Genomic DNA, 25,486 nt, shown 5'->3' on the forward strand with positions numbered 1-25,486 from the left:
GTCATACCGCCTCTCCGGCCACTGCGCGACCGGCCGCACTGAGGCGCTCGTCGAAATGGGCGATCGTGCGCTCAAGGCCTTCGCGCAGCATCACCTTCGGCTCCCATGCGAGTTCACCACGCGCCTGGGTGATATCGGGTCGCCGCTGGCGAGGATCGTCGGTGGCCGCCGCCAGATGCACGATGCGCGAACGCGAGCCCGTCATCGAAAGCACCATTCGCGCGAGCTCGAGAACCGTGAACTCTCCGGGATTGCCGAGATTGATCGGACCGGTGCACGGGTCGGCCGAGACCGAAAGACGGAGGAAACCGTCGATCAGGTCGTCGACATAGCAGAAGGACCGGGTCTGGTGCCCGTCACCATAGATCGTCAGGTCCTTGCCCTGCAGGGCTTGGACGACGAAGTTCGATATCACCCGCCCGTCGTCGGGCCGCATGCGCGGACCGTAGGTGTTGAAGATACGCGCGACCTTGATCTTCACGCCGTAGGTCCGGTGGTAGTCGAAGAACAGCGTCTCGGCCGACCGTTTGCCTTCGTCATAGCAGGCTCGCGGCCCGATCGTGTTGACGTTGCCGAAATAGGTTTCCCGCTGCGGACTGGTCAGCGGATCGCCATAGACTTCCGAAGTCGAGGACTGGATGACGGTGGCGCCAGTGGCCTTGGCGTTTTCGAGCGCATGCAGCGCGCCGAGAACGTTCGTCATCAATGTCCCGACCGGGTCCGCCTGATAGTCCGGTGGTGACGCGGGGGAGGCAAAGTTGAAGATGACATCGGCATCGATCAGGTAGGGCTTTCGAACGTCGTGATCGATGATGTGGAGATGGGGGTCCTGCGCCAGATGAGAGAGATTTTCGCGCCGGCCGGTCGAAAAGTTGTCAAGACAGATGACCGTATGACCCAGGGAAATAAGTCTTTCGCAAATATGAGATCCGAGAAAACCACTTCCACCCGTTACTAGTATTCTCTTCGGTATTCCTGCGATCTTCTTAAGAAACTCCCGCTGTCCAACCACGGACAGCGGTCCCGTGACGACCTTTCGCATGCGCACCTCCAATTATTAAACTCACCATTTTCGTTGGTGATTTGGAGACGGGATGCGAGCGCAATAGATAATAAAAATATTCTCTTTATTACAACGACACGCACAACCCGACAAAAAATAAACTATTCAATTTCAATCAATATTTTTTAGATTCTCAATTTCAATATTAGCTAATTATCAAATACGAACCGTCCAGTCAATATGTATGGAATTTATTTCCAGTAAATAATCCAAAATTACAACAAATTACTATTGACATAATCATATGTGATTACATTTCAGCCAATCCAGGCCAAAAGTAACGAAATATTTACCAGTATATTCTAGGGTAAATTTCGGTGTGATCTTTCGAGCTTTCACGCACCTGTCGAGGAGACATGCCACAGCGGGACCGCCCGGCCAATCGCCGGGGCAGGCTCAAAGTAGCATTTGATTTCGGGAATCAGCCCCAGGAGAACGCACCTGGGGCCGAATAGAACTTGGCACGCCTTCGACGACGGCCAAGCCCTCAAGCAGATAAATGTCTGCCTTACGTCGCGCCTAGTTCTTCCAACGCGACAGGAGGACGTCGCCGTTGCGCTCCGTCGCCGCATCGTTGGTGAAGTATCGAGACGCCGCTTCCGTACGGTTGCGAACGTTCATCTTCTTATAGATGTTGCGGACGTGAACCTTGACGGTATTTTCCGACAGCCCGAGCCGGTCCGCGATGATCTTGTTCTGCGTGCCCTTGCAGATCAGATCGAGGATCTGGACCTCGCGTGTCGTCAGGCCATCGGGGCCAGCATCGCGCTTGCGCCGTCCTGTTCCCGAAACGGTCGTCTGGCCCGGGGCCTCCCCGCGCCGGCCATAAAGGCTGTTCGCCGCGAAAGGCTCGGGAGAAAGCCGCCGCAGCAGAGCCGCCGGGAAATGTTCGCCGCCCTTCATCAGTAAGTCGATGGCCGCAAGGCAGACATCCAGATTGAGGTTCAACGGCAGGACGCCATGGATGAGGCGCTCTTCGACGAAGCCGGCAATCGACGGATCGAGTTCCTCGGCATTCTCCACCACCAGGCCAATCGATGCCCGCGGGTGGAACTCGTGAATGGTCCGCAAGATAGCCGGAAAGGACTTGGGAGGCATCCGGTACAGCATGATCAGCGTGACATCGACGAGACTACCGTCAAGCAGATTGTCGGGATCGGAGAAGCTGACGATATCGTGCCCTTGAAACCTGGACCCGACGGCCTGCATCAGGCATTCGGCGAACAGGTCGATCTTGGCGAGCATTACGATTTTTTTCTTTTGTGACAAAGCCTTGTTGTTATCTTCAAAATCACCCACGTTGGAGCTTCCAGGATACATTACGCCCTCCTAGGATTTTTCCATTTATTTTTATGGGTGCCCCGGTCTGGCCGTGGGCACGCCCCACTTTCAAAAAATTTATTCGGAACCACTTATGCGTCACGATTATTCCTGTGCGATAAAATTCGCGATAGCTAATGTAACGTAAAGATCTCCGCAACGAAACAGCCCAAAAGGATTAGAGAAGCGCCGGAAGGGCACTTAAATCGTTATAAATCGAACCATCTTTGGGTTATATTGCTAACGTTCTGTTTACCAAGACGCGGAACGCTCTCAAAAACAAGCCTCTAGGATACCCCCAGCAGAGCGAGCGTCCTATGCATTTCTGCCAAGACGGACCCGACGGCGCGCGATAAATGGATTAGTTAAGCGGCCTCGTGCAGCCGCGCTTAACCCCCCTCTTCCGCTCCGATATACGCAGGAATACTTAGTTGGTACTAGGAGGCCCGTCCGCTGCTGTCGACGATAGCCCGAAGCCAAGCGCAAAGCGTGGAAAGCGCGGAGGCACCGGTCGGCAGATGCCCCTGAAAAAGCAGGGGATTTCCTCGCTGCGCCAATGGCTTGCGGTCGATGGCTAGGCGAGAAAGTGTCAGTAATTACAAACCACTAACTAGAATTGGTATCTTCCGCGCCACGCGATTTGGTGTCAAATTAAGCGTTCGTTCCGGAAGATCAAAAGGGACCGGCTGAGCGCCACCAAGCGCTTCCAGCCGTGAGAAGCCTCGACCTCCGGAGAGTAGCGTCAGCGTTCCACCGAGTAAGCGTAAAGCAAGTCAACATACAAACCGGACCTAAATCCGGGCATAAATTATATAAAAAAGTAAAAACTAAAATAAATTTAGCAAAAAAGCGAAAATCTCTAAATCAAGATATTATCGTTCTTCCAAACGGAGCCAACACCGGAAAAATACCGTAAGAGTTAAGGGTATTTGGTGTTGGCCTCCCCTTTTTCCGAAATCCGCTCCAGCAACGAAAACCGCGCCCGGCGACGTCAGGCAACGCCGAAAGAGGCAGCCATGACCAGCGCGCCTGGAAAGCGGCGCGCTGCCTGTCACCCAATGATGCAATCGGGCACCACGCGGCGACACCGCAAGGCGGCTCGCCGCTGCGATCACTTCTTGCTCAGCGCCTGCGCCAGCTGATCGACAATGTCCTGTTGCGACTTCAGGCCCGATGCCGTGAGGTAAAGCTTGGCGGAGTCGAGATAAACGACGTGTCCGTCCTTCCAGGCCTTGGTCTGCCGCACGAGTTCGTTGTCGAGCAGGGCGGCCGCCGGCTGTGCCTGCTGGCCGATGGCTGCATCGCGATCGACGACGAAGATCCAGTCGGGGTTGGTTTCGAGAATGTACTCGTAGGAAACCGCCTGGCCGTGGGTCGCGACCTGCAGCTCGGGATCGGCCGGCTTGATCCCGAAGACGTCATGCAACGCGCCGAAGCGCGATCCCTTGCCATAGGCGCTGATCTTTCCGCCGGTCGTCAGCAGGATGAGACCCGTTCCACGTTCCGCAGCAAGGCCACGCAGCGCCTCGATCGAGGAATCGAGCTTGGCGATGCTTGCCTTGATCTCGGCTTCTTTGCCGAAAATCTCGCCGAGGATCTCTGCATTCTTCTTGACGCTGCCGATCAGATCCTTGTCGTCCGAGGTCAGGTCGATCGTCGGTGCCAGTTTGGCGACTTCAGCATATTTCGCCTGCGACCGCCCGCCGACGATGACGAGGTTGGGCTCCGCCGCATTGATCGCCTCGAAGTCGGGTTCAAACAGCGTGCCGATCTTCGCATAGGTGTCGGCCTTGTACTTTTCGAGCGACGGCGGGACGGCCGATCCGGGGACGCCGGCGACGGGGACGCCGAGCATATCCAGCGTTTCCAACATACCGAAATCATAGACCAGCACGGTCTTCGGGTTTTTCTCCACCTCGGTGACGCCGCTGCTGTGTTCGATCTTCAGGGTTTCGGCCGTCGCCACCGATGCGCCGCCAACCGTCATCATGGCCGCGACGAGCAGTCCGCGCAAACCATTAGAGAAGGGAGATATATTCATGACTATTTACCTCATGTTTTCTCCTCCTCCCTAGCGCGATTTTGCCAGGAGGGCAATGCACGCATTCCGCGTCATTCCCGCCTCACAAAACTTGACGAAGCCGATCATATATATGACTAAGGCGAGCCTTCGATCGAGCACCTCCTCACGGCCGCAAGCCTCAGGGGTTCGTTGCGGCGGTCGATGGAAAAATGCAGCCACGGATACGAGAGCGGTGATCAGAACGAAAAGCAGCTGGAGCGTGACGCAACCATGAGGCCGGTCCTGTTCGCTATCCCGGTCGTCCTGTTGCTTGCCGCCGTCAGCGTCTTTACCGGTGTCGGCAGTCTTGCGGCCAGCGACGACGGCCGCGGCTGGCTTCTGGTCGTCGAAAGCCGCCTGCCACGCACACTGGCGCTGATGCTCGCAGGCGCCGGCCTCGCAGTGTCCGGCACGATCATGCAGATGCTGGCGCGCAACCGCTTCGTCGAGCCGTCGACCGCCGGCACCGCCGAATCCGCCGCCCTCGGAATGCTTCTGGCCATGCTGATCGCGCCGGGCCTGCCGGTGGCAGGCAAGATGGCCTTCGCCACCCTGACCGCGCTTGCCGGAACCGCCCTGTTCCTGCAGATCCTGCGCCGCGTTCCGCTGCGCTCGGCGCTGATGGTGCCGCTGATCGGCCTCATGCTCGGCGGCGTGGTCAACGCCGTTACCACCTTCATCGCCTATCGCTACGACCTGATGCAGTCGATGGGCGCCTGGATGTCCGGCGATTTCTCGGTCGTCCTTCGCGGACGCTACGAGCTGCTGTGGATCGGTTTCGCGCTGACGCTGGTCGCCTACGCGACCGCCGCGCGCTTCACCGTCATTGGCATGGGCGAGGCGATCGCCCGCAATGTCGGGCTCGACTACGACAAGGTGGTCACCCTCGGACTTGCCATCGTCTCCATGGTCACGGCGACGGTGGTTGCGACCGTCGGTATGATCCCGTTCCTCGGCCTCGTCGTTCCCAATATCGTCAGCCTGACCCTTGGCGACAATCTCAGGCGCACATTGCCGGTGGTCGCCATCTCCGGCGCTGGGCTTGTTCTCGCCTGCGACATCGTCGGGCGAATGGTGATTGCGCCCTACGAGGTGCCGGTGGGCACGGTCATGGGCGTGATCGGCAGCCTCGTCTTCCTTTATCTCCTGCTTTCGAGGCGGTCCCATGCAGGCTGATGCCAAGCGGATCTCTCCGTCGACCGTCCTTCTTGCGTCCGCTGCGCTGGCGCTGCTGTCGATGATCGCCTTCATGACCATCGGCGCGAAGGGAAGCTGGAGCTTCATCCTCTCTTTCCGCGGCACAAAGCTTCTCGGCATGGTGCTGGTCGCCTACGCGATCGCCGTCTCGACGGTGCTGTTCCAGACAATTTCCGGTAACCGCGTTCTGACGCCGTCGATCATCGGTTTCGACGCCATGTACACGCTGCTGCAGACGGTCATGGTGTTCTTCCTCGGCGCCGCCGGCGCGGCAAGCATGAACCCGCAGATGCAGTTCACGCTCGAAACGACCGTGATGGTCGGCCTGTCGCTGCTCCTGTTCCGCGCCCTCTTTTCCGGCGGCAGCCGTAGCCTGCATCTCCTGATGCTGGTCGGCGTCATTCTCGGGGGCCTGTTCCGCAGCCTCTCCTCGTTCCTGCAGCGCATTCTCGACCCCAACGACTTCATCGTCCTGCAGGACAGGTTGTTTGCGAGCTTCAACAGTATCGATGCCAACCTGCTCGGTATTGCCGCCGCAGCCACCCTCGCCGTGACCTTCGTCCTGTGGCGGTTGTCGCCCACCTTCGACGTGCTCTCGCTCGGGCGCGAGGCGGCGATCGGGCTTGGCGTCGACCATCAGCGCGTGGTGACGCTTCTCCTGGTGCTGATCGCCGTGCTGGTCTCGGTCTCCACCGCGCTCGTCGGGCCGGTCACCTTCTTCGGTCTGCTCGTTGCAAGTCTCGCCTGGCAGCTGTCACCCACCGCCAGCCACCGCTTCGTCCTGCCGGTCGCAGTCTTTATCGCGGTCGCGACGCTCGTCGGCGGCCAGGTCATCCTCGAGCGGCTGTTTTCCTTCAACACGGCGCTCAGCATCGTCATCGAATTCTTCGGTGGCCTAGTCTTCATCTTCCTGCTCGTCCGAGGCTCCGCGCGATGATCGAGATCCAAGAGGTAACGAAATCCTATGGCGGCACCGCGGTCGTCGACCGGGTGTCGCTGACGCTACCCGCAGGCGGCCTGACTTCGATCATCGGCCCAAATGGCGCCGGCAAGTCGACGCTTTTGTCGATCGTCAGCCGGCTGATGCCGATGGATACGGGCAAGGTGCTGGTCGACGGCCTCGACGTCAGCCGCGCCGCCGGCGACGTGCTTGCCCGGCGGCTGTCGATCATGCGCCAGGACAACCACATCAGCGCGCGCCTGAGCGTGCGCGACCTCGTCGCCTTCGGCCGCTATCCCTATTCCAAGGGACGGGTGACCGCGGCCGATGCGGAGCATATCGACCGATCGATCGCCTATCTCGGGCTCGAACCCTACCAGAACCGCTTTCTCGACGAACTCTCCGGCGGCCAGCGCCAGCGCGCCTTCATCGCCATGGTGCTGTGCCAGGACACCGACTACATGCTGTTCGACGAGCCGCTCAACAATCTCGACATCAAGCATGCGGTCGAGACGATGAAGCTCCTGCGCCGGCTGGCCGACGATTTCGCCAAGACGGTGGTCGTCGTGCTGCACGACATCAACTTCGCCTCCGCCTATTCCGACCGCATCGTCGCCATGCAGGGCGGCCGCCTCGCCTTCGAGGGACCGCCGCAAGACATGATCGTGCCGTCGCGGTTGCAGGCGATCTTCGATGTCGACTGCCGCGTCCATGCCGTCGGCGACACGCGCCTCGTCAACTATTTCGACTAGAACGCAGACATACGCCTTGGCCCGAATGCGCGAAGCGCGCTGCACGGACACCCATGCAGCGCGCTTCGACAATGATCATGCCGGGAACAGGGCGGACGCTATCCGGCCGCGCCGGGTGCGCCCTCCTTGCCGATCCGGGCCGCATCCGCCGCGTGGTCCTCGTCCGTCACGGAGGAGAAGCGCTTCAGCCAGCGGCCCATCTTCGTGTTGATGTCGTCCATCACGGTGAACATCACCGGCACGAAGACAAGGCTCAGCATCGTCGAGGTGATCAGGCCGCCGATCACCGCAACCGCCATCGGCGCGCGGAAGGCGGCACCGGCGCCGACGCCGATGACTGCCGGGACCATGCCCGCCACCATGGCGATCGTCGTCATGATGATCGGCCGCGCGCGGGTGACGCCCGCCGTCAGCAGCGCCGTGCGCCGGTCGGCACCGTCGTTGCGGCACTCGATCGCATAGTCGACCAGCAGGATCGAGTTCTTGCAGACGATCCCCATCAGCATCAGGATCCCGATCATCGACGAAAGGTCGAGTGCCGCACCGAACAGGATCAAAGCCAGCGCCGCGCCGCCGATCGACAACGGCAGGGCAACGAGGATGGTCACCGGCTGCAGGAAATCCTTGAACAGCAGGATCAGAACCGCCACGACCATCAGGATGCCGGCAAGCAGCGCCAGGGCGAAGTTGCGGAACATCTCCGACATGTATTCCGCGTCGCCATAGTTGGCCTGCGTCACGCCCGCGGGCAGTTCCTTCATGGCCGGCAATGCCGAAATCGCCTCGAAGGCCGTGCCGAGTGTCATGCCGTTGAGGTTTGCCTCGACGGCGATCAGACGCTTGCGATCGAGACGCTCGACGCTGCTTTCCTCGGCACCGAAGGAGACGTTGGCGACGGACGTCAACGGCACCAGGGCACCCGCATTCGTGCCCACCCGCAGATTGCGCAAGGTGTCGAAATCGCCGCGGGCCGACCGGTCGAGCATCACCCGGATCGGCACCTGGCGGTTACCGAGGTTGAACCGCGCGGAGTTGCTCTCGCTGTCGCCCATCGTCGCGATACGGGCGACGGTGCCGATCGAGGTCACCGACACGCCGAGCCTTGCCGCCTCGTCGAAGCGCGGCTTGACCAGAAGCTCGGGCGAAAGCAGCGGCTCGGTCGACCGAACGCTGATCAGCCCGGGGAGTGCACGCATCTCGTTTTCCAGACGCCGCACCGAAGCCATCAACGTTTCCGGGTCATCGCCCGTCAGGTAGATGGAGAGGTCCTTCGCGCCTTCGGTCGAGGAGAAGGTTGCCTGGATGTCGGGGGTCTCCGCCAGCAGGGGCCGCAACGACAGTTCGAAGGACTTGCGGTCGAGTTCACGCTCCTTGCGCGGCTTGAGCTTGATGCGCAGCGATACCTCGTTGAGACTGTCGGTCGTCGCCAGAACGTTCTCGACTTCCTTGCGTTCCTTGAGCTTGGCCACCAGATCGTCGGAAATGCGCGCGGTTTCCTGGAGCCTCGTGCCGGGCGGCAGCGTGATCTTGAGCTGCGAGACGTTGCTGTCGCTCGTCGGCATGAAACCCGTCGGCAGCATGCTCAAAAGCGCGATCGAGCCGACGAAGATCAGCGCGACCATCGAAAGCGCGGTCTTGCGGTGATCGAGGGTCCAGCCGAGCATGCTGCGATAGGCATCGCTGATGCGCGACGGCTTGACGGCATGGCCGTGACCAGGTTTCGGCCGCAACAGATAGGCCGCCATCAGCGGCGTCAGCAGGCGTGCCACCAGCAACGAGAACAGAACGGCGATCGCGACGGTCAGGCCGAACTGCTTGAAATATTGCCCGACCGCACCACCGATGAAGCTCACCGGCGCAAAGACGGCGACGATCGTCAGCGTCGTTGCGACGATCGCAAGGCCGATCGCATCGGCCGCATCGATAGCCGCGATGAACGGCCGCTTGCCCATGTCGACATGCCGCTCGATATTCTCGATTTCGACGATCGCATCGTCGACGAGAATGCCGATGACCAGCGTCAGGGCCAGAAGGCTGATGCCGTTGAGCGTGAAGCCGAGCAGGTCCATCACCGCGAAGGTCGGCAGGATGGAAAGCGGCATGGCAAGCGCCGAGATCAGCGTCGCCCGCCAGTTTCGCAGGAAGGCGAAGACGACGACGATGGTCAAAAGTGCGCCTTCGATCAAAGCCGTGACGGCCGCATCGTAGCTCTCCTGCGTATACTCGACGAGAGAGATCAGCTCGGTCATCTCGACGCCGGGGGTGCGCGCCTGGATTTCCTTCAGCCGCTCGATGACGCGCTCGGCAACGACCGTGTCGCTCGCTCCCTTGCTGCGCGAAACCGAGAAGCTCACGATCGGTTCGCCATCGAAATGGGCAAAGCTGCGCGGCTCGGACGAAGTGTCCTCGATCGTCGCGATGTCGGAGAGCTGCAGCCAGCGGCCGCCTGCAAGCGGGATCGAAAGCTGCCGGAGCTCGTCCACCGAGCCGGCACTGCCGACGGTGCGGATCGACTGCTCGCGCCCGCCGATTTCGCCGCGACCGCTCGGGATGTTGATGTTGATTTCCCTGAGCGCCGTGTTCACCTGGTCGGCCGTTACGCCAAGCGCCAGCAGCCGTTCGGGATCGAGCGAAACGCGCACTTCGCGGCTGACTCCGCCGAGGCGTTGCACCTTCTGCACGCCGGGCAGTGTCAGCAGTTCGCTGGTGATCGTGTCATCGACGAACCAGGACAGCTCCACTTCCGACATGTGGGGCGCCCGCACGGCGTAGTAGACGATGGCGCTACCGTCGACGTCGAGGCGCGAGACGATCGGCTCCTGAATGGATTGCGGCAGGTCGGCGCGGATCTGCGCCACGGCCTCGCGCACGTCGTTTGCCGCCCGGTCCGGATCCGTGCCGATCTTGAATTCGACCGTGGTCGTGGAGACGCCGTCGGTAATGGTCGAGCGGATGTGACTGACCCCGACAAGGCCGGAGGCGACCCCTTCGACGCGGCGCGTCACCTGCGTTTCCATTTCGCCCGGCTGTGCGCTCGGTTGCGTGATCGTCACCGTCACGATCGGGAAGGATACGCTCGGATTGGCGTTGACCGGCAGCCTCAGAAACGAGGCGATCCCCATCAGCGTCAGCACGACGAAGAGAACGATCGTCGGAACCGGCTTGCGGATCGCCCAGGCGGAAATGTTGCTCGTCATTGCTGGTCGCCCGTCTGCGTCGGCTGGACGTCTTTCGTTGCGACCGCTTCGCCTTCGCGCAGCGACGCCCCGGATTTAAGGACGACCCGTTCGCCGGTCGAAAGGCCCGAGGTAATCTCCACCTTGCCGCCCTGGCGCATGCCCGGCTTGACCGACTTGCGCACGACCTGGCCCCCATCGACGACGAAGACCGAGACGGCGCCATCCGGCGCACCGAAAAGCAGGGCGGAATCGTCGACCATGATCGCCTTGCGTTCGCCCACCACGATCTCCGCCCGGCCGAACGTTCCCGCGAAAGGCGGGCGCTCGGTGGACAGCGTGACTTGCGCGGTGCCGAGGCGGGTCTCGCGGTCGATCTTCGGGTTGATTACCCGCACATGCCCCTGGAGCCAGTCGGCTCGGCCCGAAAGCTTGACCTTCACGGTCTGGCCGACCGCGAGCAACGGCAGTTCGGTTTCCGGCACCTCGGCCGCAAACTCGATTTCGCCACCGCGAATGAGCTTGAGCAGCGGGTCTGAGCCCGCAAGCGCACCGGCGCGCGCCAGCCGTTCCGAAACGATCCCGTCGGCAGGTGCCACGATCACGGCACGATCGAGCCTACGGCGCGCCTCGGCCTCAAGCGCTTCCGCCTGGTCGTAATCGGCCCGCGCGACCTCGACAGCCTGTTGGGCAAGGGCGAGCGCGGAGACGCGTTCCTCGAGAATGGTCGCGGCCTGAAGGTGGCTCAACTGGCGGGCGCGCGCGAGTTTTCGCTGTTCCTGCGTGACCGTCTCTTCCTCCCGCGCCATCGCTGCACTGGCGCGCGCGACGCGGCCCTTGGCCTCGCGCAGCAGGTTCTCCAGCATGTCGGTTTCCAGCCGGGCGAGCACCTGCCCCGCGGCTACCCGATCGCCGATCTCGACCTCGACACTGGCGATACGCTGGTCAGTCAAGGTTGTGCCGACGGCAATCTCCTCGCGGGCAACGAAGATGCCGGCAAAGGAGCGTGTCCATTGCTGTGGGCGGCTGTCGGCAACGAGCGTCGTTACCGTGCGGGTGGCAGACGGGGCGGGAACGGAGGCGGCGGCCTCCCCCGAGGCGCGCGCCGGACCAGCAGCCGCAGCAATCACAAGCAACGCTGCGAGAGCGACGTTCAACTCAACTGTACGTCTCATTTCATTGGCTTTCCATTGGCGGGGCCGGCGGCGTGATGCGCCTGCGATACCGGATCCCGGGTCGGGCAAAGGGCGTCGATAATTTATTAGATCATTCAATCTAACAATAGAATTCATCAAACGCGACAATTGTAAGGCAGATCACACACGAGCATTGCGGGAAGATGGCGGAGATCGTGCAAACGGCCGGCGGCCTTGACACCGATCGTCTGTCCACCGAAATCAGAGTGCTTGATCTAATAATTGAACGGCATGCAAGGAGAACCGGCGATGCGCAAGATCGACCCCGAAAAACATGCGGCCAGGCGTCGGCTGATTCTCGATGCGGCAATCGCCTGCTTTTCGCGCAAGGGTTTTCACGGCACGTCGACGGCCGAGATCTGCGCCGAGGCAGGCATGAGCCCGGGAAATCTTTTCCATTATTTTCCGACCAAGCACACCATCATCGCGGCGATCGTGGAAGAGGAACGTCAAGAAACGGCGGAGATTTTCCGAAAGCTGGGCGAAGAGGAGGATCTGTTCGCCGCCTTGCTGGGCTTTATGGATAGCGTTCTCGAACTCGCGGGCGATCCTGCCTATTCGAGCCTCGCGCTCGAAATCGCCGCCGAAGCGATGCGTGACGAGCGCATCGGGACGCTCGCGGCGACGAACGACGCGGAACTCCAGTCGGCGCTCGTGGCACTCCTGCGCAACGCCGCCAGCCGAAACCAGATCGACAGGACCCTCGACGCGCAAGGTGCTGCCCGCTGGATCGCCGCGATCATCGACGGCATCTTCAGCAGGGTCGCGGTCGATCCCGGCTTCAAGCCGAAGGAGGAAGGCGTGCTGCTACACCGCCTGTTGAGCCGCTTTCTGCGCACGCAAGACTGAGCGTGAGAAATACGAAACCGCAGCGGCCCTTCGGCACCCTGCGGTCTCCGGTTGCCGGCCCGCCTCGGCTTGAAGCCGAGGCAGTTCGTCGAAGCAATCTCAGGAATGCTTCTGGATGACGCCGTAGACGATGTTGCGGTTGGCACCGAAGAAGACGCGCGCGTCGATCGCAGACTTCCCGGCACTCTTGTGGATGATGTTCCACATGTCCACTTCGGAACGCAGCAGCAAGGCCCAGTTCATGAAGGTCTCCATGTAACCGTCGACACCGATGTCCTGGGCGAAGTTGGCAAAAAGGAAGACGCCGTTCGGCTTCAGCATCTGCAGGCAGCGATGCGTCAGCTTGATGGCCACCTTGTCGGCGAGATAGTCGTAGAGACCAGCCGCATAGATGAAGTCGAACGTGCCGAGCTTCTGGTCGCGGCCGAGCAGGCTGCGAACGGAACCGTCGACCGCTTCGATCGCCGTGCCGGAGAAATCGCGGCTGATCGATCCGACACTGAGAGGATCCTGATCGAGCGCCACCCAACGCTTGATGCGGCGTTCCTCGAGCGCTTTGGAGCGGTTGGCTTCCCGCAGATGACCCGCGGCAATCGTCAGGATCTCCGCCTCGGAACCCCGGCTCGCCGCGATCTCGTCGACGTGGCGCGTGAGGATATCGCGGCGCTCGCGCACCGCCACCGAGGACGAAGCGTCCTTCGTGTAGTCGTAAAGGGCGCGCCCGACCGGGGACGCCTGCTCGATTTCGCCGGCAACGCTCGCATGGCCGTAGATGAAGTCGAGCAACTGCGCGTCACCCGAATATCCCCTGGGCTTGTCGAACGACCACCGGGTGAACGGATCCTGCAGGAAGTACTCCGAAACCGGGTGATCCTGGGCAATCGGGATTAGCTCCTGCCACACGCTCGGGTGGTATTTGGCACGGGTCTGGTGGAGGGAGGCCGCGAGCCGGTCGATAATTTTCGACGCATCTGTTCCTTGAATGAATTGTTCCTGAGCGACCCTGAGAATCAATGCGAGCTCGGCCTTGGCGGTCGAGAGCTGTTCGTCATGTCGTTCGCCGCGGGGCGAAACGAACTCATCAGCCATTGCCTTGGGAGTAATGAGGCTCTGACCGTCGAAAACAGTCTGAAATTGGCGCACGCGAGACCATCCGTTAAAGCTTTGTTAACAATAGTCGCGAAGATGCGCGCATTACGGCTCGGAATGCAAGTTTTTGTATATAATAAGGTAAATACTCGGAGCTCACCCCTTTGGGTGATACCGATTCGCAGATGCCCTGACCCATTAATTTAACAAAACTTAATGGACACCTCCTATCATGCCTCGCAGCGTTTCCCGCCCTTGTTGCAGATGGGCCGCGGCGAACACGCAAGGAGTGTCCGAAACAACGTCCATTGATGGAAAAGCGACGACAGATTTCCGTTGACCGTGACGCAGCGCGATGGATCAGTGCATGAAGCACACGTTGGCCGACGTAGTTGACATCGACCTACACAAGCAGCCGCACAGGCCGCACCTGGCTGAGCTTCAGACCCTCTATCGCATGGAGGGCGAGGCTGGCCGGCGCGCCTCGACCCGGCAGGGGCTGTGGGTTGCCGTCGTCGTCTACCTGCTCTTCTTCATCCCGGACATCCTGCTCGTCCCCGACGTCGCCTTCTACACGATCGTCTCGCGCCTCTTTGTCGGCATCGGCTCGCTTCTGACCTTCGAGATCCTGTTTCGGCTGAAGGCCCAGACCAAATGGCTCGACGGCACCTGCGCCGCAGCCCTCGTCTTCGGCTACATAGGCTGGCTTGTTCCGGCGATGATGACGGCCGATACGAGCAGCATGTCCTACTACATGATCTTCGGCGCCATCTTCATGATGGGCGCCAATCTCTTCTTCAGCTTACGGTTCCGCCTCTCGGTGGTCGCCTCCAGCATCGTGCTGGTGACGTTTTTCATCGCGCTGTCGTTCTTCTCCGAACACGATCCGGCCTACCTGATCGCCTTCGGAACGTTCTACGTCTCCTGCTTCGTCTTCACCTCCTATGTGAACTGGAAGCTCAACCGCGAGCGCTACAAGGTTTTCCTCAACGCCTTCGAGGCGAAGATCCAGCAGAACGAAGCTTCCGAGCGGGGAATGGCGCTTCTGCGGCTGTCCAACACCGATCCGCTGACCGGTCTCGACAACCGCCGCGCCATCGATCAGCAGCTGCGCGACTACTGGAACGATTGGCAGAAGCTCGGCAAGAACTTCACCGCCATGCTGATCGATGTCGATTTCTTCAAGAAATACAACGACTGCTACGGCCACCAGGAGGGCGACCGCTGCCTCATTCTCGTGGCCAATGCGCTCGGCGAAGCGATCAGGAACTATCACGGCTCGATCGGCCGCTACGGCGGCGAGGAGTTCATCGTCCTTGCTCGCCTGGATACGCGCGAGCAGGCGGCCGAGCTTGCGGAGGTCATCTGCCGCACGGTTGAAAGCATGGGGCTGATCCACGAGCAGCGACGCGACGGCGTGTCCATCGTCACCGTCAGCGTCGGCGCCGCCTTCACCCGCAATCACACCGGCGCCAAGCTCGAGAAAATCATCCACGAGGCCGACCGCGCGCTTTACGCCGCCAAGGCGAGCGGGCGAAACTGCTCGAAGCTGTTCGATCCGAACGATCCGCAGAGCAGCGACGAGAGCGAGAACATCGCAGCCCTCCTGAAGATCGCCGTCGACCAGAACCTGGTATCCCTCGTCTACCAGCCGATCACGAGCGTGACGACCGGCGAGGTCGATGCCGTCGAGGCGCTGATGCGCCTGACGATGCTGGATGGCACCTCGGTTCCGCCAAGCCTGTTCATTCCGGTCGCCGAGCGGACCGGCGCCATTCTCGATCTCGGCCGCTGGGCGATAAAGACCGTGTGCCGCGAACTGCTTGTCGACAATCACGTTCCCTTGGTCAGCGTCAATGTCTCGCCGATCCAGCTGAAGACGCCGGGCTTTGCGACCTCGGTCGCGGCGATCCTGGGAGAAACCGGGGTTGCCGGAAGCCGGCTCGCCTTCGAGATCACCGAAGGGCTGGAGATGGAGATGCACTCGGGCATCCTGCGCTGCATCAGCGACCTGGAGACCCTTGGCATCCGCATCTGGCTGGACGATTTTGGAACCGGCTTCGCCGGCCTCTCCTGGCTGCGCCTGATCGATTTCGACACGGTGAAGATCGACCGGTCGTTCCTGCACGATTGCGCCACGCCGAAGGGCCGCGCGATGCTGCAGGACATCATCGGGCTCGTGCGCAACCGCGGCCACAAGATCCTGATCGAGGGCGTGGAGACCGACGAGCAACTGGCCCTGATGCGGCGCTTTCGGATCGATCACGTCCAGGGTTTCCACGTCGGACGCCCGGCGCCAGCGGACATGTTCCGCACGCCCACCGACAAGCCACGCCTCCCGCTTCGAAACGGCGTCCGTAACTAGAAGCCTTGTCGACTTCATTTGCCACGATTTGCGGTCGACAGAAGGCAAACCGGTATCGGCGAACGGGAATGCCGCTGCCGCTTCCCGTTCGGCGCTGATCAATGACATCGGCGAGCGAAACGCCCGGCCGCGCCCCGCGTCCTCGGCATCGTCAGCGCCCGCCGGCGCAACCTCGGCAGGGAACGTGAGGCCCGACGCGAATAAATGTTGCGCTCCGACCGAACCGGTGCGTAGGATACGGGAGACTACACTGCCGCCGGATACAATCTCACATTGTGCCCATGGAGGCGCGTGATGGCCATCGGGGACCAGCAGGACGTCGGCGTCGAACCGACCATATCTCCGCCCAGCAGCGTGGAGGTTCTGGCACAGCTTGAGCGCATTCGCCTGAGCGCCGAATTCGATGCTCCAGACCGCGACCGTAAATTCCTGGCCTATGTCATCGAGGAAACACTGGCCGGGCGCGGCGACCGCATCAAGGCCTATTCCATTGCCACCGAGGTTTTCGGCCGGGATTCCTCCTTCGACCCGCAAACGGATCCCGCCGTTCGGATCGAGGCGGGCCGCATTCGTCGGGCACTCGAACGCTATTACCTCGTCGCCGGACGCAGCGACCCGATCGTGATCCGGATGCCGAAGGGCGCCTATGTGCCGACCTTCGAAAGACGAGCCGAAAAGCAGCCAGCAGCCGTTAGAGAAAGCGGAATGCCACCGTCCGAAGCCGCGCCGGTCGGCTGGCGTCATCGCCGCCGCATCCTGCTTGGCGCTGCGGCGCTTGTCTGTGGCCTCGCCGGTCTGTCGGCCGGCTTGCTGCTTCTTTCCGGTGACAACAGTACGGCGGCCAGTCGGCCAAATATTCCGAAGGTGATCGTCACGCCTTTCGAGGACATCTCGGGGACGCGGCAATCGGCGATGATGGCGCAGGGGCTGACGGACGAAGTCGTGAGCAACCTCGCCAAATTCAAGGAGATCGTACCGGTCATGGTCAGCGATCCATTACGGACATCGGCCGATCAAACCTATGCGCTTGAAGGACGGGTAAGGCTCGAGGCAGAGCGGCTGCGGCTGGTCGTGAGGCTCATCCAGCGATCCGACGGGGCGGTCGTCTGGGCGAACACCTACGACGAACGACTGCAGTCCGGCGACGTCATCGATCAGCAGGCAAGGACGGCGGCCGCGGTCTCGAGCGCGGTGGCAGAGCCCTATGGCGCCATCTTCCAGGCAAGCGCAGCCGAACTCAGGCGTTCGGTTCCCGAGGGCTGGCAGGCCTATGCCTGCTCCCTCACCTACTACGACCATCGCGGCGACATCGATCCGCAATCCCGTCGCTCCGCCGAGGAGTGCCTGCAGCGCGCGACCCGGCAATTCCCGACCTACACCACCGCCTGGGCGCTTCTGTCGATGAGCTATATAGATGCGCTGAGCAATGGCCTCGATCCCTCGGCCTCAGCAGGGCTGCTGGAACAGGCTGGCGAAGCGGCGGCGCACGCCGTCGATCTTGCCCCCTTCGACGTTCGCGCCCTCGAAGCACAGATGCTCGTCCTCTTCGCTCGCGGCGAAGTCGATGCTGCCCTCGCCGTCGGCGCCCGCGCGCTTGCCATCAATCCCAACGACACCGAACTTGCCGGCGCATACGGCCTCCGGCTCGCGCAGTCGGGCCAATGGGATGCGGGCTGCAAGCTCCTGTCGGACGCCACCGAACGCAACCTCGGCCAGACTGGCGTTTTCGAAAGGGGGTTGGCAAGCTGCGCCTATTTCGCCGGCGACTATGTCGCCGCCGAACGGTGGGCGCGCCTCGCCAATCCGGGCGCCAACCCGGCCGACCGGGTCCTGCTGCTTGCGATTCTCGGAAAGCTCGGCAAGACGGACCAGGCGCGTGAGGAGCGAAAGTGGTTCGAGACCAACGCGCCGGCATTCCTCGGTGACCTCGGACAAGCGATTGCCCTTCAGTTTCACCGTCCCGAGGATCAGCACCGACTGTTCGACGGCCTGCGCGCCGCCGGCGTTGCTGTGCCCGAAGCGGAGTATCAGCAGGCAGGTACCACCAGCGCGATACGCTGATCAGATATTGCCGGGTTCAAGCTCGCCGTCACGGACGGCGGGTGCAGCCGCCTTCTCTGGCGCCGCATCAGAGCGCGCCCAGACCATCAGCAGATCATGCGCGACACTCAGCACGATCGGCCCGAGAAAAAGACCGATCAGGCCATAGGACAGCGTGCCGCCAAGCACCCCGAGCAGGATCACCAGCGTCGGCGTCGACAGCCCGCGTGCCACCAGGATCGGCTTCATCACATTGTCGATGACGAACAGCGGGATCAACAGAATCGTCAGCAACAGCGCCGGACCGAAATCCATGGTGAACCAGGCCCAGATCATGACGGGCAGCAATACCAGCGCGGGGCCGATCTGGATGATGCAGAGGATCAGCACGACGAAGGCAATCGCGCCAGGCGCCGGAACATCGAACAGGCTGAGCACCAGTCCGCACAGAAATGCCTGTAGCAGCGCCACGCCGATGACGCCGCGCGCCACGTTGCGGATCGTCGCCGTCGCCAGTTTGAGGAAACCGATGCCCCGCTGGCCGCCGATCCTGCCGGCAAAGCGCTGTGCCATTTCCGCCAGCCGCTCCGCCGAACCGAAGAGAAAACCTGCGATCAACACCGAGACCACGAAACTTAGGACCTCGGCGCCGACGCTCGCGACCTTGCCGAGAACCTTGGTGCCGGCTTGCATCAGCGCCGGTTCGATCTTGCTCAGCAGTGCTTCGATATTGCCCGACGCCATGCTCCAGACCGCATGTATGCGCTCGCCGACGACAGGCCACGTGCGGATATATTCCGGCGGGACCGGTACGCTCAGCGAACCGTCGGCAAGCCTGGCAAGCAGCGCCTGCAACCCTTCGGCAAAGCTGACCGCGATCGCAGTCAGTGGGGCGACGATGACGGCGAGGCATATCAGCGTGATCAGGAATGAGGCAAGGCGCCGCGAGCCGAGCAGGCGTCCCAGCCGGGCATAGGCTGGAAAGAGCGCCACCGCGAGGATTGCCGCCCATATCAGAATGATCGCGAAGGGTGCGATCAGCGTCAGAGACCAGTAGGCCAGAAGCCCGACGATGCCGATCCGGGCGATATCCGTGATCTTCGCCTCGATGGAAGGCGACCCGTTCGTTCCGTTGCGGACCACATTCGATCGGGAAGGATCCTCGTCCATGCTAGCCCCTTCCCCCTGACGCGAAACAGCCGACACCCGCAGCTCTATGCTCGCCGGCACCTTGCAAGCTCTACCGTCACGTGGATGGCACGCCCACGGCAACCGTGGGGCAGTAACATACAGTAGAATACGCCTGCCGGGCTTCCCGATCCGCCGGCCTCCTCTAGAGATTCCATTGACTGATGACGGCTGTGGTCAGAGACTGCTGCGCGATCAGCTTGAAATTGCAGAACAAGAAGCGTCGACAGGGGGCTGTCCCGCGCGCCAGTCCAAGCGCCCGTGCCATTGCCCAATACACGAGGGAGGCTGGATAGATGATCAAAAAGACGATCATCGCGCTCGGCAGCGCAATCGCGGTTTTGATAACAACACCCGTCACGGCGGTTCTTGCACAGCAGACGGCAGCCGCACCGGCTGCTCAGGAACAACAGACAGCACCCGAGCCGCTCAGCGACGATGAGCTCGAGGTGCTGGTGGCGCGCATCGCGCTTTACCCGGACGAGTTGGTGGCGCTCATTTCCGCCGCCGCACTCTATCCTTTGCAGATCGTCGAGGCAGAACGGTTTCTTGAGGCTCGCGAGAAGAAACCCGACATGAAGCCGAAAGACGACTGGGACGGCAGCATCATATCGCTGCTGAACTACCCCCAGATCGTCAAGATGATGAGCGAGGATCTCGAGTGGACGCAGTCTTTCGGCGATGCGATCGCCAATCAGCAGAAAGACGTGCTGATGGCCATCCAGCAACTGCGTGACGAGGCGGTCGCCAAGAACATCATCAAGACCGACGACAAGGTAAAGGTGGTCCAGGAAGGCGACAACGTCGTCATCCAGGCGGCCAATCCGGAAACCATCTATGTGCCGCAGTATCCGCCGGAGATGCTCTACGAGCCGAACTATGCACCGGCGCCGATCGGCTACTATGACGAGCCCTATCCCGCCTACTGGTATCCGGGTGCGGCCTTCTTCGCCGGTGCGGTCACGGGTGCGGCCTTCGCCGCGATCGTCGACTGGGACGATTGGGGTGTCTGGGGTGGCCGCTGGAACGGCGGCGACATGGACATCGACTGCAACAACTGCTTCAACAACATCAACGGCAAGGTGAAGTGGAACGACGTCGACTGGAAGAATGTCGATCGCAGCAAGATCAACTTCAATCGTGACCAGCTTCAGCATTTCGACCGAAACAGCATCAAGAACAACATCAAGGCGAACGGCAACAACAACCTGCGCAACCGCGCCGCCGAGATCAATCGCGACCGGCCGAACGCACGGCCCGGCGGAGGTGGCGGCGGCCAGATCAGGGATGTGCGCAAGAGCACGCTCGACGGGCTGAAAGCGCAGCAGAGACCGGCAGCTCGGCCCGGCGGCGGCGGTGGCGGTCAGGCGATCGCCAAGGCCCGCGCTGGGGACGGAAAGCCGAGCATCAATCGCCCGGGCAACAAGCCGTCACAGGTCAACCGCAGCGGTGGCAAGAAGAAGATGGCGGCAAAGGCGCAGAACCGGCCGAAGAAGCCATCGGGCCTTGGCAATGTCAATTCCGGACGGCGTGAGGTCGCTTCGTCACGCCGCGGCGGGCAAAGCCTTGGCGGTGGTCATCGCGGCGGTGGGCGGCCACAGATGAGCCGTGGTGGCGGCCGGCCGCCGATGCACCGTGGCGGTGGCGGACGCGGCGGCGGCGGCCGCAGACGTTGATCGGATCACAGGAGAACGACCATGACAAAGCTCTTCAATTCCCTTCTCCTGGGATCAGCGATGGCGCTGGTTCTGGTAGCGACGCCGATCGGCTCCGCCTATTCGCAGGACAAACCGCCTGCCGATCAAGCTGCCGGCGATCAGCCTGCGGGAGACCAACCGTCGGCCGATCAGCCGCCGGCGGACCAGATGGTGGGTGGGCTGGATGCCTATGCCGCCGCAGAAGACCCGCCGGTCTTCGACGATCCGGACAAAGCCATCGGCGAATTCAAGGCCAGGCTGGCCGCGGATGATTTCGACGGCCTCGCAAAACTTTTGGGGCTGAATGCGGAGAAGCTGAAAGACAGCGAAGGGGTGAAGGATACGTTCGCTCTTATCCGCGAAGGGGCAGCCCGCAATGTCGTCGTTCGCGATCTGGAGGGCCGCAAGATCCTTCAGATCGGCGACCGGCTCTGGCCCTTGCCCTTCCCGCTCACCAAGGGCGATGACGGCAAATGGGCCTTCGATACCTATGTCGGACTCGAAGAGATCGTCAATCGTCGCGTCGGCGAGAACGAGTTGCAGGCGATCGACACGGTCGAAGCCTATGTCGATGCCCAGAAGGAATACGCCTCTGAGGATCGCGACTCCGACGGCGTGCTCGAATATGCCCAGAAGCTGATCAGCACGCCCGGCCAGACCGACGGTCTCTATTGGCCGGCCGACCAGGGGGATGGCGAAAGCCCCGTCGGAGACTCGATCAGCGAAGCGGCCCTGGAAAAGGCAAAAGCTGGCGAAGGATACTTCGGCTACCGCTTCCGCATCCTGACCTCGCAGGGCGACAACATTGCCGGCGGTCGCTACGACTATGTGATCAACGGCAACATGATCGGCGGCTTTGCGCTGATCGCCTGGCCGGTCACCTATGCGGAGACGGGCGTGAAGACCTTCGTCGTCAACCAGCAGGGCATCGTCTACGAGCGCGACCTCGGGCCGAGCACGGAAGCAATCGTACCCTTCATCGACCGCTTCGATCCGGACGACAAGTGGTCCGTCGTCGACGATTGACGGGGATTGCTACCATCGGCATGAACGATAACGCCGCCCGGTCGGGCGGCGTCAGACAATAACCTCGCCGGCCCGTCCGCCAGCCTCTTCCTTTGCCTCAAACAAGTATCAAGGGCATATCGAGCGAGGCTCGGAATTTGCGCGGCTCGATCGGGCCTGCTGTCAGCGAAGCTCCCTCCGGGAAATGGGTCCTGACGCGGTGGGCCACATTGGCAAGGCCGATGCCGAGCCCGTGCGTCATCCCCGCCGCAGTCGCTGCGGCAACATCGTTTTCGACGATCAGATTGAGCCTGTCCCCGCGCCTTGCCGCGCGGATCAGGATTTCGACTGTGCTGCTGGAACGACCGACGCCGTGTTTGACCGCGTTCTCGACCAAAGGCTGCAGGATGAGACTTGGAACTTTCGCATCCTCGAGTTCGCCGGGAATGTCGATCCGAACGCTCATCCGGTCCGAAAACCGCTCCTTTTCGATCTCGAGATATTCCTTCTGCAGCGCCATCTCGTCGGCAAGCCTGAGCTCACGCATGGGGTCGAGCTGCAGCGTCGAGCGCAGGAAGCCCGAAAGCGACATGATCATCCGTTCAGCCCGCTCGGAGGCCCCCTCCTCGACAAGCCCGGTGATGGAATTAAGCGTGTTGAAAAGGAAATGCGGGTTGATCTGGTACTGCAGGGCGCGCATTTGCGCCGCGAGCGCCTCTTCGCGTGAGGCGATCAGCTTCAGGTCGCGGTCGCGCACGTCCATGTGATTGAGCAACGCGACGAAGAGAAATGACCAGCCGAAGAAGATCGACATGCGATAGCAGACCGCATAGGCGTAATCCATGATGTTGAACGGCACGACCACGGGCAACATGATCAGGCTGTAGAGATAGGCGTCCAGCAGCGACATGCCGAGCGAGCTGACCAGCGACAACAACAGACATGCCGCGATTTGTCGGCCATAGCTCTGCCGCCGCATCCGGCTGAGAAGCTGCGCCAGGAGGATGGCGACGAGGACAAAGACCGCTTCGAGCGCCAGCTTGCCGAGAAGGGGTTTCAGCGGATTGTCCCCGATCGTGAGCCAGATGGGACTGCTGATCAGGAATTCGGCCGCCGCGTAGATCAGTGCCAGCCGCAGGGTGACGACGCGAAACCGGTTGCCGTCCAGGAAACTGTCGGTGGGAATGGTGATGTGCTTCATCAAATTCTGTCGCGCTGAATTCGGGTTCAAGCCCCAGGCGCCAGCATGACGAGGGGCGGCTATTTGAAAAAGCAAATAAAGAAATTTAGCAACTAAAAGGATCACTCGGTTCCGTCTTTCCGCGCGAAGATTGCGGCGGAAGTCGAGGAGATGGCTCGATCCCGTGGAAAGGCCACGTGGACCGACGACGGCAGGCGTCGGGCGAGAGTGCGTTGAGGGACGGGCTTGACCACGAAACAGGCGTGGCTGCGATCATGGAGATTGTGATGGCATGTCGCGGGTGTCGCTTATCGTTACGGGCGCTGGGCCGATAGCGTCATGGTCCAGCGCTCTCTGGGTACGGGCTCGACGACGCCGCCACCGCCGCCGCCCCTCTCCACCCGATGAGGGTCGCCCCTGTGTGCGCCGTTCAAACGTCAAAAAGCCCGCTGGATTTCTCCATGCGGGCTTTTTTTGATTTGGTTGCGGGGGCAGGATTTGAACCTGCGGCCTTCAGGTTATGAGCCTGACGAGCTACCGGGCTGCTCCACCCCGCGCCAAGCGTAAATCCCGATGGGATTTATCGCGGTAACGTAAATCCCGAAGGGATTTATGGTCTGTGCCGAGCAAATTGCGAAGCGATTTGTCTCGTGTAAGGGACGCACTGATGACTTCGGTCTAGCAAAACAAAAGGGCCGCTTGAGGGCGGCCCGTGTTTCGGCTGGGCCGAGGGATGAAGAGAAGGTGATCTTTGTTTTCCGGATTTTATCTTGCGCTTTGCAGACCTGGCAGCGACCTACTCTCCCGCGTCTTAAGACGAAGTACCATCGGCGCTGGGGCGTTTCACGGCCGTGTTCGGAATGGGAACGGGTGCAGCCACCCCGCCAGAACCACCAGGTCGGCAAAGCGCAAGATTTGCGTCTAGCGGACGCAAACCGGATTGAGAAGCTGGTGAGTTGGTCGAGCCAACTCGTTTTGTTTTGAACACGTCGCTCATCTGAAGATGAGCATGAGCAATGGGAACGATCAAGCCAATCGAACGATTAGTACTGGTAAGCTTCATGCGTTGCCGCACTTCCACACCCAGCCTATCAACGTGGTCGTCTTCCACGGTTCTCAAGGGAATACTCGTTTTCAGGTTGGTTTCCCGCTTAGATGCCTTCAGCGGTTATCCATTCCATATATAGCTACCCTGCTATGCCCTTGGCAGGACAACAGGTCCACCAGAGATATGTCCATCCCGGTCCTCTCGTACTAGGGACAGATCCTGTCAATATTCCTACACCCACGGCAGATAGGGACCGAACTGTCTCACGACGTTCTGAACCCAGCTCACGTACCGCTTTAATTGGCGAACAGCCAAACCCTTGGGACCTGCTCCAGCCCCAGGATGCGATGAGCCGACATCGAGGTGCCAAACAACCCCGTCGATATGGACTCTTGGGGGTCATCAGCCTGTTATCCCCGGCGTACCTTTTATCCGTTGAGCGATGGCCCTTCCACGCGGGACCACCGGATCACTATGACCGACTTTCGTCTCTGCTCGACTTGTCAGTCTCGCAGTCAGGCGGGCTTATGCCATTGCACTCGACGACCGATTTCCGACCGGTCTGAGCCCACCATCGCGCGCCTCCGTTACTCTTTCGGAGGCGACCGCCCCAGTCAAACTACCCACCATACACTGTCCCGGATCCGGATAACGGACCGCGGTTAGACATCCATGACGATAAGGGTGGTATTTCAAGGATGGCTCCACAAGAACTGGCGTCCCTGCTTCAAAGCCTACCACCTATCCTACACATGCCGACACGAATGCCAGTGTAAAGCTATAGTAAAGGTGCACGGGGTCTTTCCGTCTGACCGCAGGAACCCCGCATCTTCACGGGGAATTCAATTTCACTGAGTCTATGCTGGAGACAGCGGGGAAGTCGTTACGCCATTCGTGCAGGTCGGAACTTACCCGACAAGGAATTTCGCTACCTTAGGACCGTTATAGTTACGGCCGCCGTTTACTGGGGCTTCGATTCAGAGCTTGCACCCCTCCTCTTAACCTTCCAGCACCGGGCAGGCGTCAGACCCTATACGTCGTCTTGCGACTTCGCAGAGCCCTGTGTTTTTGATAAACAGTCGCTACCCCCTGGTCTGTGCCACCCCAACAGACTTGCGTCCCTTGGGGTCACGCTTCTTCCGAAGTTACGCGTGCAATTTGCCGAGTTCCTTCAGCATAGTTCTCTCAAGCGCCTTGGTATACTCTACCTGACCACCTGTGTCGGTTTCGGGTACGGTCTATACGGTGGAGCTATTTCCTGGAACCGCGTCCCCGCCCACACAATCCAATAAGTGTGAACAAGTTAAGCGATCCGTCAC

The 25,486-nt window shown here is 61.1% G+C and carries 16 protein-coding genes, 1 tRNA gene, 2 rRNA genes and 1 pseudogene (1 of these 20 running past the window's edge); 9 read left to right on the plus strand and 11 right to left on the minus strand.

Annotated features, from left to right (window positions below):
• Position 1 precedes the first annotated feature (1 nt).
• From AC3WVQ_RS16470 to AC3WVQ_RS16480, 3 genes are all read right to left on the minus strand, one after another.
• Positions 2–1,042, minus strand: coding sequence for a UDP-glucuronic acid decarboxylase family protein (locus tag AC3WVQ_RS16470; protein WP_082566281.1), 1,041 nt, complete (start codon positions 1,040–1,042; stop codon positions 2–4).
• Between the two features lie 540 nt (positions 1,043–1,582).
• Positions 1,583–2,383, minus strand: coding sequence for a helix-turn-helix transcriptional regulator (locus AC3WVQ_RS16475; protein WP_060530574.1), 801 nt, complete (start codon positions 2,381–2,383; stop codon positions 1,583–1,585).
• Between the two features lie 1,111 nt (positions 2,384–3,494).
• Positions 3,495–4,424 (minus strand): siderophore ABC transporter substrate-binding protein, encoded by a 930-nt coding sequence (locus tag AC3WVQ_RS16480; RefSeq protein ID WP_090298061.1) that lies wholly within the window; start codon positions 4,422–4,424, stop codon positions 3,495–3,497.
• Positions 4,425–4,676: 252 nt separating this feature from the next.
• Here AC3WVQ_RS16480 and AC3WVQ_RS16485 point away from each other — a divergent pair, with 252 nt between their 5' ends.
• The 3 genes from AC3WVQ_RS16485 to AC3WVQ_RS16495 are packed head-to-tail and all read left to right on the plus strand — an operon-like array spanning position 4,677 to position 7,334.
• A complete protein-coding gene (locus tag AC3WVQ_RS16485; RefSeq protein ID WP_060604779.1) occupies positions 4,677–5,621 on the plus strand; it encodes an ABC transporter permease in 945 nt (314 codons plus the stop codon).
• Positions 5,611–6,579, plus strand: a complete 969-nt coding sequence (locus tag AC3WVQ_RS16490; RefSeq protein ID WP_060517451.1) for an iron chelate uptake ABC transporter family permease subunit — start codon at positions 5,611–5,613, stop codon at positions 6,577–6,579. The genes AC3WVQ_RS16485 and AC3WVQ_RS16490 overlap by 11 nt, the downstream gene beginning before the upstream one ends.
• Positions 6,576–7,334, plus strand: a complete 759-nt coding sequence (locus AC3WVQ_RS16495; RefSeq protein WP_060517449.1) for an iron ABC transporter ATP-binding protein — start codon at positions 6,576–6,578, stop codon at positions 7,332–7,334. The genes AC3WVQ_RS16490 and AC3WVQ_RS16495 overlap by 4 nt, the downstream gene beginning before the upstream one ends.
• A 98-nt stretch (positions 7,335–7,432) precedes the next feature.
• Here the strand turns inward: AC3WVQ_RS16495 and AC3WVQ_RS16500 are convergent, their stop codons facing one another.
• Together AC3WVQ_RS16500 and AC3WVQ_RS16505 are read right to left on the minus strand one after the other, a co-directional pair.
• Positions 7,433–10,531 carry an efflux RND transporter permease subunit gene (locus AC3WVQ_RS16500; protein ID WP_090298064.1) on the minus strand — a complete coding sequence of 1,033 codons (3,099 nt, stop codon included), beginning with the start codon at positions 10,529–10,531 and terminating at the stop codon, positions 7,433–7,435.
• Positions 10,528–11,685 carry an efflux RND transporter periplasmic adaptor subunit gene (locus AC3WVQ_RS16505; RefSeq protein WP_492382870.1) on the minus strand — a complete coding sequence of 386 codons (1,158 nt, stop codon included), beginning with the start codon at positions 11,683–11,685 and terminating at the stop codon, positions 10,528–10,530. The genes AC3WVQ_RS16500 and AC3WVQ_RS16505 overlap by 4 nt, the downstream gene beginning before the upstream one ends.
• 270 nt (positions 11,686–11,955) lie before the next feature.
• Here AC3WVQ_RS16505 and AC3WVQ_RS16510 point away from each other — a divergent pair, with 270 nt between their 5' ends.
• Positions 11,956–12,555, plus strand: a complete 600-nt coding sequence (locus tag AC3WVQ_RS16510) for a TetR/AcrR family transcriptional regulator (RefSeq protein ID WP_060581229.1) — start codon at positions 11,956–11,958, stop codon at positions 12,553–12,555.
• A 99-nt stretch (positions 12,556–12,654) separates the two neighbouring features.
• Here the strand turns inward: AC3WVQ_RS16510 and AC3WVQ_RS16515 are convergent, their stop codons facing one another.
• A complete protein-coding gene (locus AC3WVQ_RS16515) occupies positions 12,655–13,698 on the minus strand; it encodes a class I SAM-dependent methyltransferase (RefSeq protein WP_089044899.1) in 1,044 nt (347 codons plus the stop codon).
• A 313-nt stretch (positions 13,699–14,011) separates the two neighbouring features.
• On the opposite strand from AC3WVQ_RS16515, the gene AC3WVQ_RS16520 reads away from it, so the two are divergent.
• Together AC3WVQ_RS16520 and AC3WVQ_RS16525 are read left to right on the plus strand one after the other, a co-directional pair.
• Complete coding sequence (locus AC3WVQ_RS16520; RefSeq protein ID WP_176960326.1) at positions 14,012–16,009, plus strand: putative bifunctional diguanylate cyclase/phosphodiesterase; 1,998 nt, start codon at positions 14,012–14,014, stop codon at positions 16,007–16,009.
• Between the two features lie 294 nt (positions 16,010–16,303).
• Positions 16,304–18,070: a hypothetical protein gene (locus tag AC3WVQ_RS16525; RefSeq protein ID WP_090298071.1), complete on the plus strand. Its 1,767-nt coding sequence runs from the start codon at positions 16,304–16,306 to the stop codon at positions 18,068–18,070.
• On the opposite strand, the gene AC3WVQ_RS16530 is transcribed toward AC3WVQ_RS16525, so the two are convergent.
• Positions 18,071–19,219 carry an AI-2E family transporter gene (locus tag AC3WVQ_RS16530; RefSeq protein WP_034787228.1) on the minus strand — a complete coding sequence of 383 codons (1,149 nt, stop codon included), beginning with the start codon at positions 19,217–19,219 and terminating at the stop codon, positions 18,071–18,073.
• Positions 19,220–19,533: 314 nt separating this feature from the next.
• On the opposite strand from AC3WVQ_RS16530, the gene AC3WVQ_RS16535 reads away from it, so the two are divergent.
• Positions 19,534–20,913 carry a DUF3300 domain-containing protein gene (locus AC3WVQ_RS16535; RefSeq protein ID WP_034787232.1) on the plus strand — a complete coding sequence of 460 codons (1,380 nt, stop codon included), beginning with the start codon at positions 19,534–19,536 and terminating at the stop codon, positions 20,911–20,913.
• 21 nt (positions 20,914–20,934) lie between these two features.
• Positions 20,935–21,960 carry a DUF2950 domain-containing protein gene (locus AC3WVQ_RS16540; protein WP_090298074.1) on the plus strand — a complete coding sequence of 342 codons (1,026 nt, stop codon included), beginning with the start codon at positions 20,935–20,937 and terminating at the stop codon, positions 21,958–21,960.
• 97 nt (positions 21,961–22,057) lie between these two features.
• Here AC3WVQ_RS16540 and AC3WVQ_RS16545 read toward each other — a convergent pair whose 3' ends face one another.
• Positions 22,058–23,140, minus strand: a complete 1,083-nt coding sequence (locus tag AC3WVQ_RS16545; RefSeq protein ID WP_110819337.1) for a sensor histidine kinase — start codon at positions 23,138–23,140, stop codon at positions 22,058–22,060.
• A 279-nt stretch (positions 23,141–23,419) separates the two neighbouring features.
• Between AC3WVQ_RS16545 and AC3WVQ_RS16550 the strand changes: the two are divergent.
• Positions 23,420–23,527: pseudogene (locus AC3WVQ_RS16550) on the plus strand (GNAT family N-acetyltransferase); the annotation flags it as partial.
• A gap of 72 nt (positions 23,528–23,599) precedes the next feature.
• On the opposite strand, the gene AC3WVQ_RS16555 reads toward AC3WVQ_RS16550, so the two are convergent.
• From AC3WVQ_RS16555 to AC3WVQ_RS16565, 3 genes are all read right to left on the minus strand, one after another.
• Positions 23,600–23,676: transfer RNA gene (locus AC3WVQ_RS16555), tRNA-Met, on the minus strand.
• A 226-nt stretch (positions 23,677–23,902) separates the two neighbouring features.
• Positions 23,903–24,017, minus strand: a 5S ribosomal RNA gene (gene rrf / locus AC3WVQ_RS16560).
• A 124-nt stretch (positions 24,018–24,141) separates the two neighbouring features.
• Positions 24,142–25,486: ribosomal RNA gene (locus AC3WVQ_RS16565) — 23S ribosomal RNA — on the minus strand (it continues 1,451 nt past the right edge of the window).

It is taken from the genome of Ensifer sp. EB106-05-01-XG146, from assembly GCF_058791875.1.

Bases quoted from the DNA above. Each gene is read 5' to 3' on its own strand.
- AC3WVQ_RS16470 (WP_082566281.1), bottom strand. From the start codon at position 1,042: ATGCGAAAGGTCGTCACGGGACCGCTGTCCGTGGTTGGACAGCGGGAG.
- AC3WVQ_RS16475 (WP_060530574.1), bottom strand. From the start codon at position 2,383: ATGTATCCTGGAAGCTCCAACGTGGGTGATTTTGAAGATAACAACAAG.
- AC3WVQ_RS16480 (WP_090298061.1), bottom strand. From the start codon at position 4,424: ATGAATATATCTCCCTTCTCTAATGGTTTGCGCGGACTGCTCGTCGCG.
- AC3WVQ_RS16485 (WP_060604779.1), top strand. From the start codon at position 4,677: ATGAGGCCGGTCCTGTTCGCTATCCCGGTCGTCCTGTTGCTTGCCGCC.
- AC3WVQ_RS16490 (WP_060517451.1), top strand. From the start codon at position 5,611: ATGCAGGCTGATGCCAAGCGGATCTCTCCGTCGACCGTCCTTCTTGCG.
- AC3WVQ_RS16495 (WP_060517449.1), top strand. From the start codon at position 6,576: ATGATCGAGATCCAAGAGGTAACGAAATCCTATGGCGGCACCGCGGTC.
- AC3WVQ_RS16500 (WP_090298064.1), bottom strand. From the start codon at position 10,531: ATGACGAGCAACATTTCCGCCTGGGCGATCCGCAAGCCGGTTCCGACG.
- AC3WVQ_RS16505 (WP_492382870.1), bottom strand. From the start codon at position 11,685: ATGAGACGTACAGTTGAGTTGAACGTCGCTCTCGCAGCGTTGCTTGTG.
- AC3WVQ_RS16510 (WP_060581229.1), top strand. From the start codon at position 11,956: ATGCGCAAGATCGACCCCGAAAAACATGCGGCCAGGCGTCGGCTGATT.
- AC3WVQ_RS16520 (WP_176960326.1), top strand. From the start codon at position 14,012: ATGAAGCACACGTTGGCCGACGTAGTTGACATCGACCTACACAAGCAG.
- AC3WVQ_RS16525 (WP_090298071.1), top strand. From the start codon at position 16,304: ATGGCCATCGGGGACCAGCAGGACGTCGGCGTCGAACCGACCATATCT.
- AC3WVQ_RS16530 (WP_034787228.1), bottom strand. From the start codon at position 19,219: ATGGACGAGGATCCTTCCCGATCGAATGTGGTCCGCAACGGAACGAAC.
- AC3WVQ_RS16535 (WP_034787232.1), top strand. From the start codon at position 19,534: ATGATCAAAAAGACGATCATCGCGCTCGGCAGCGCAATCGCGGTTTTG.
- AC3WVQ_RS16540 (WP_090298074.1), top strand. From the start codon at position 20,935: ATGACAAAGCTCTTCAATTCCCTTCTCCTGGGATCAGCGATGGCGCTG.
- AC3WVQ_RS16545 (WP_110819337.1), bottom strand. From the start codon at position 23,140: ATGAAGCACATCACCATTCCCACCGACAGTTTCCTGGACGGCAACCGG.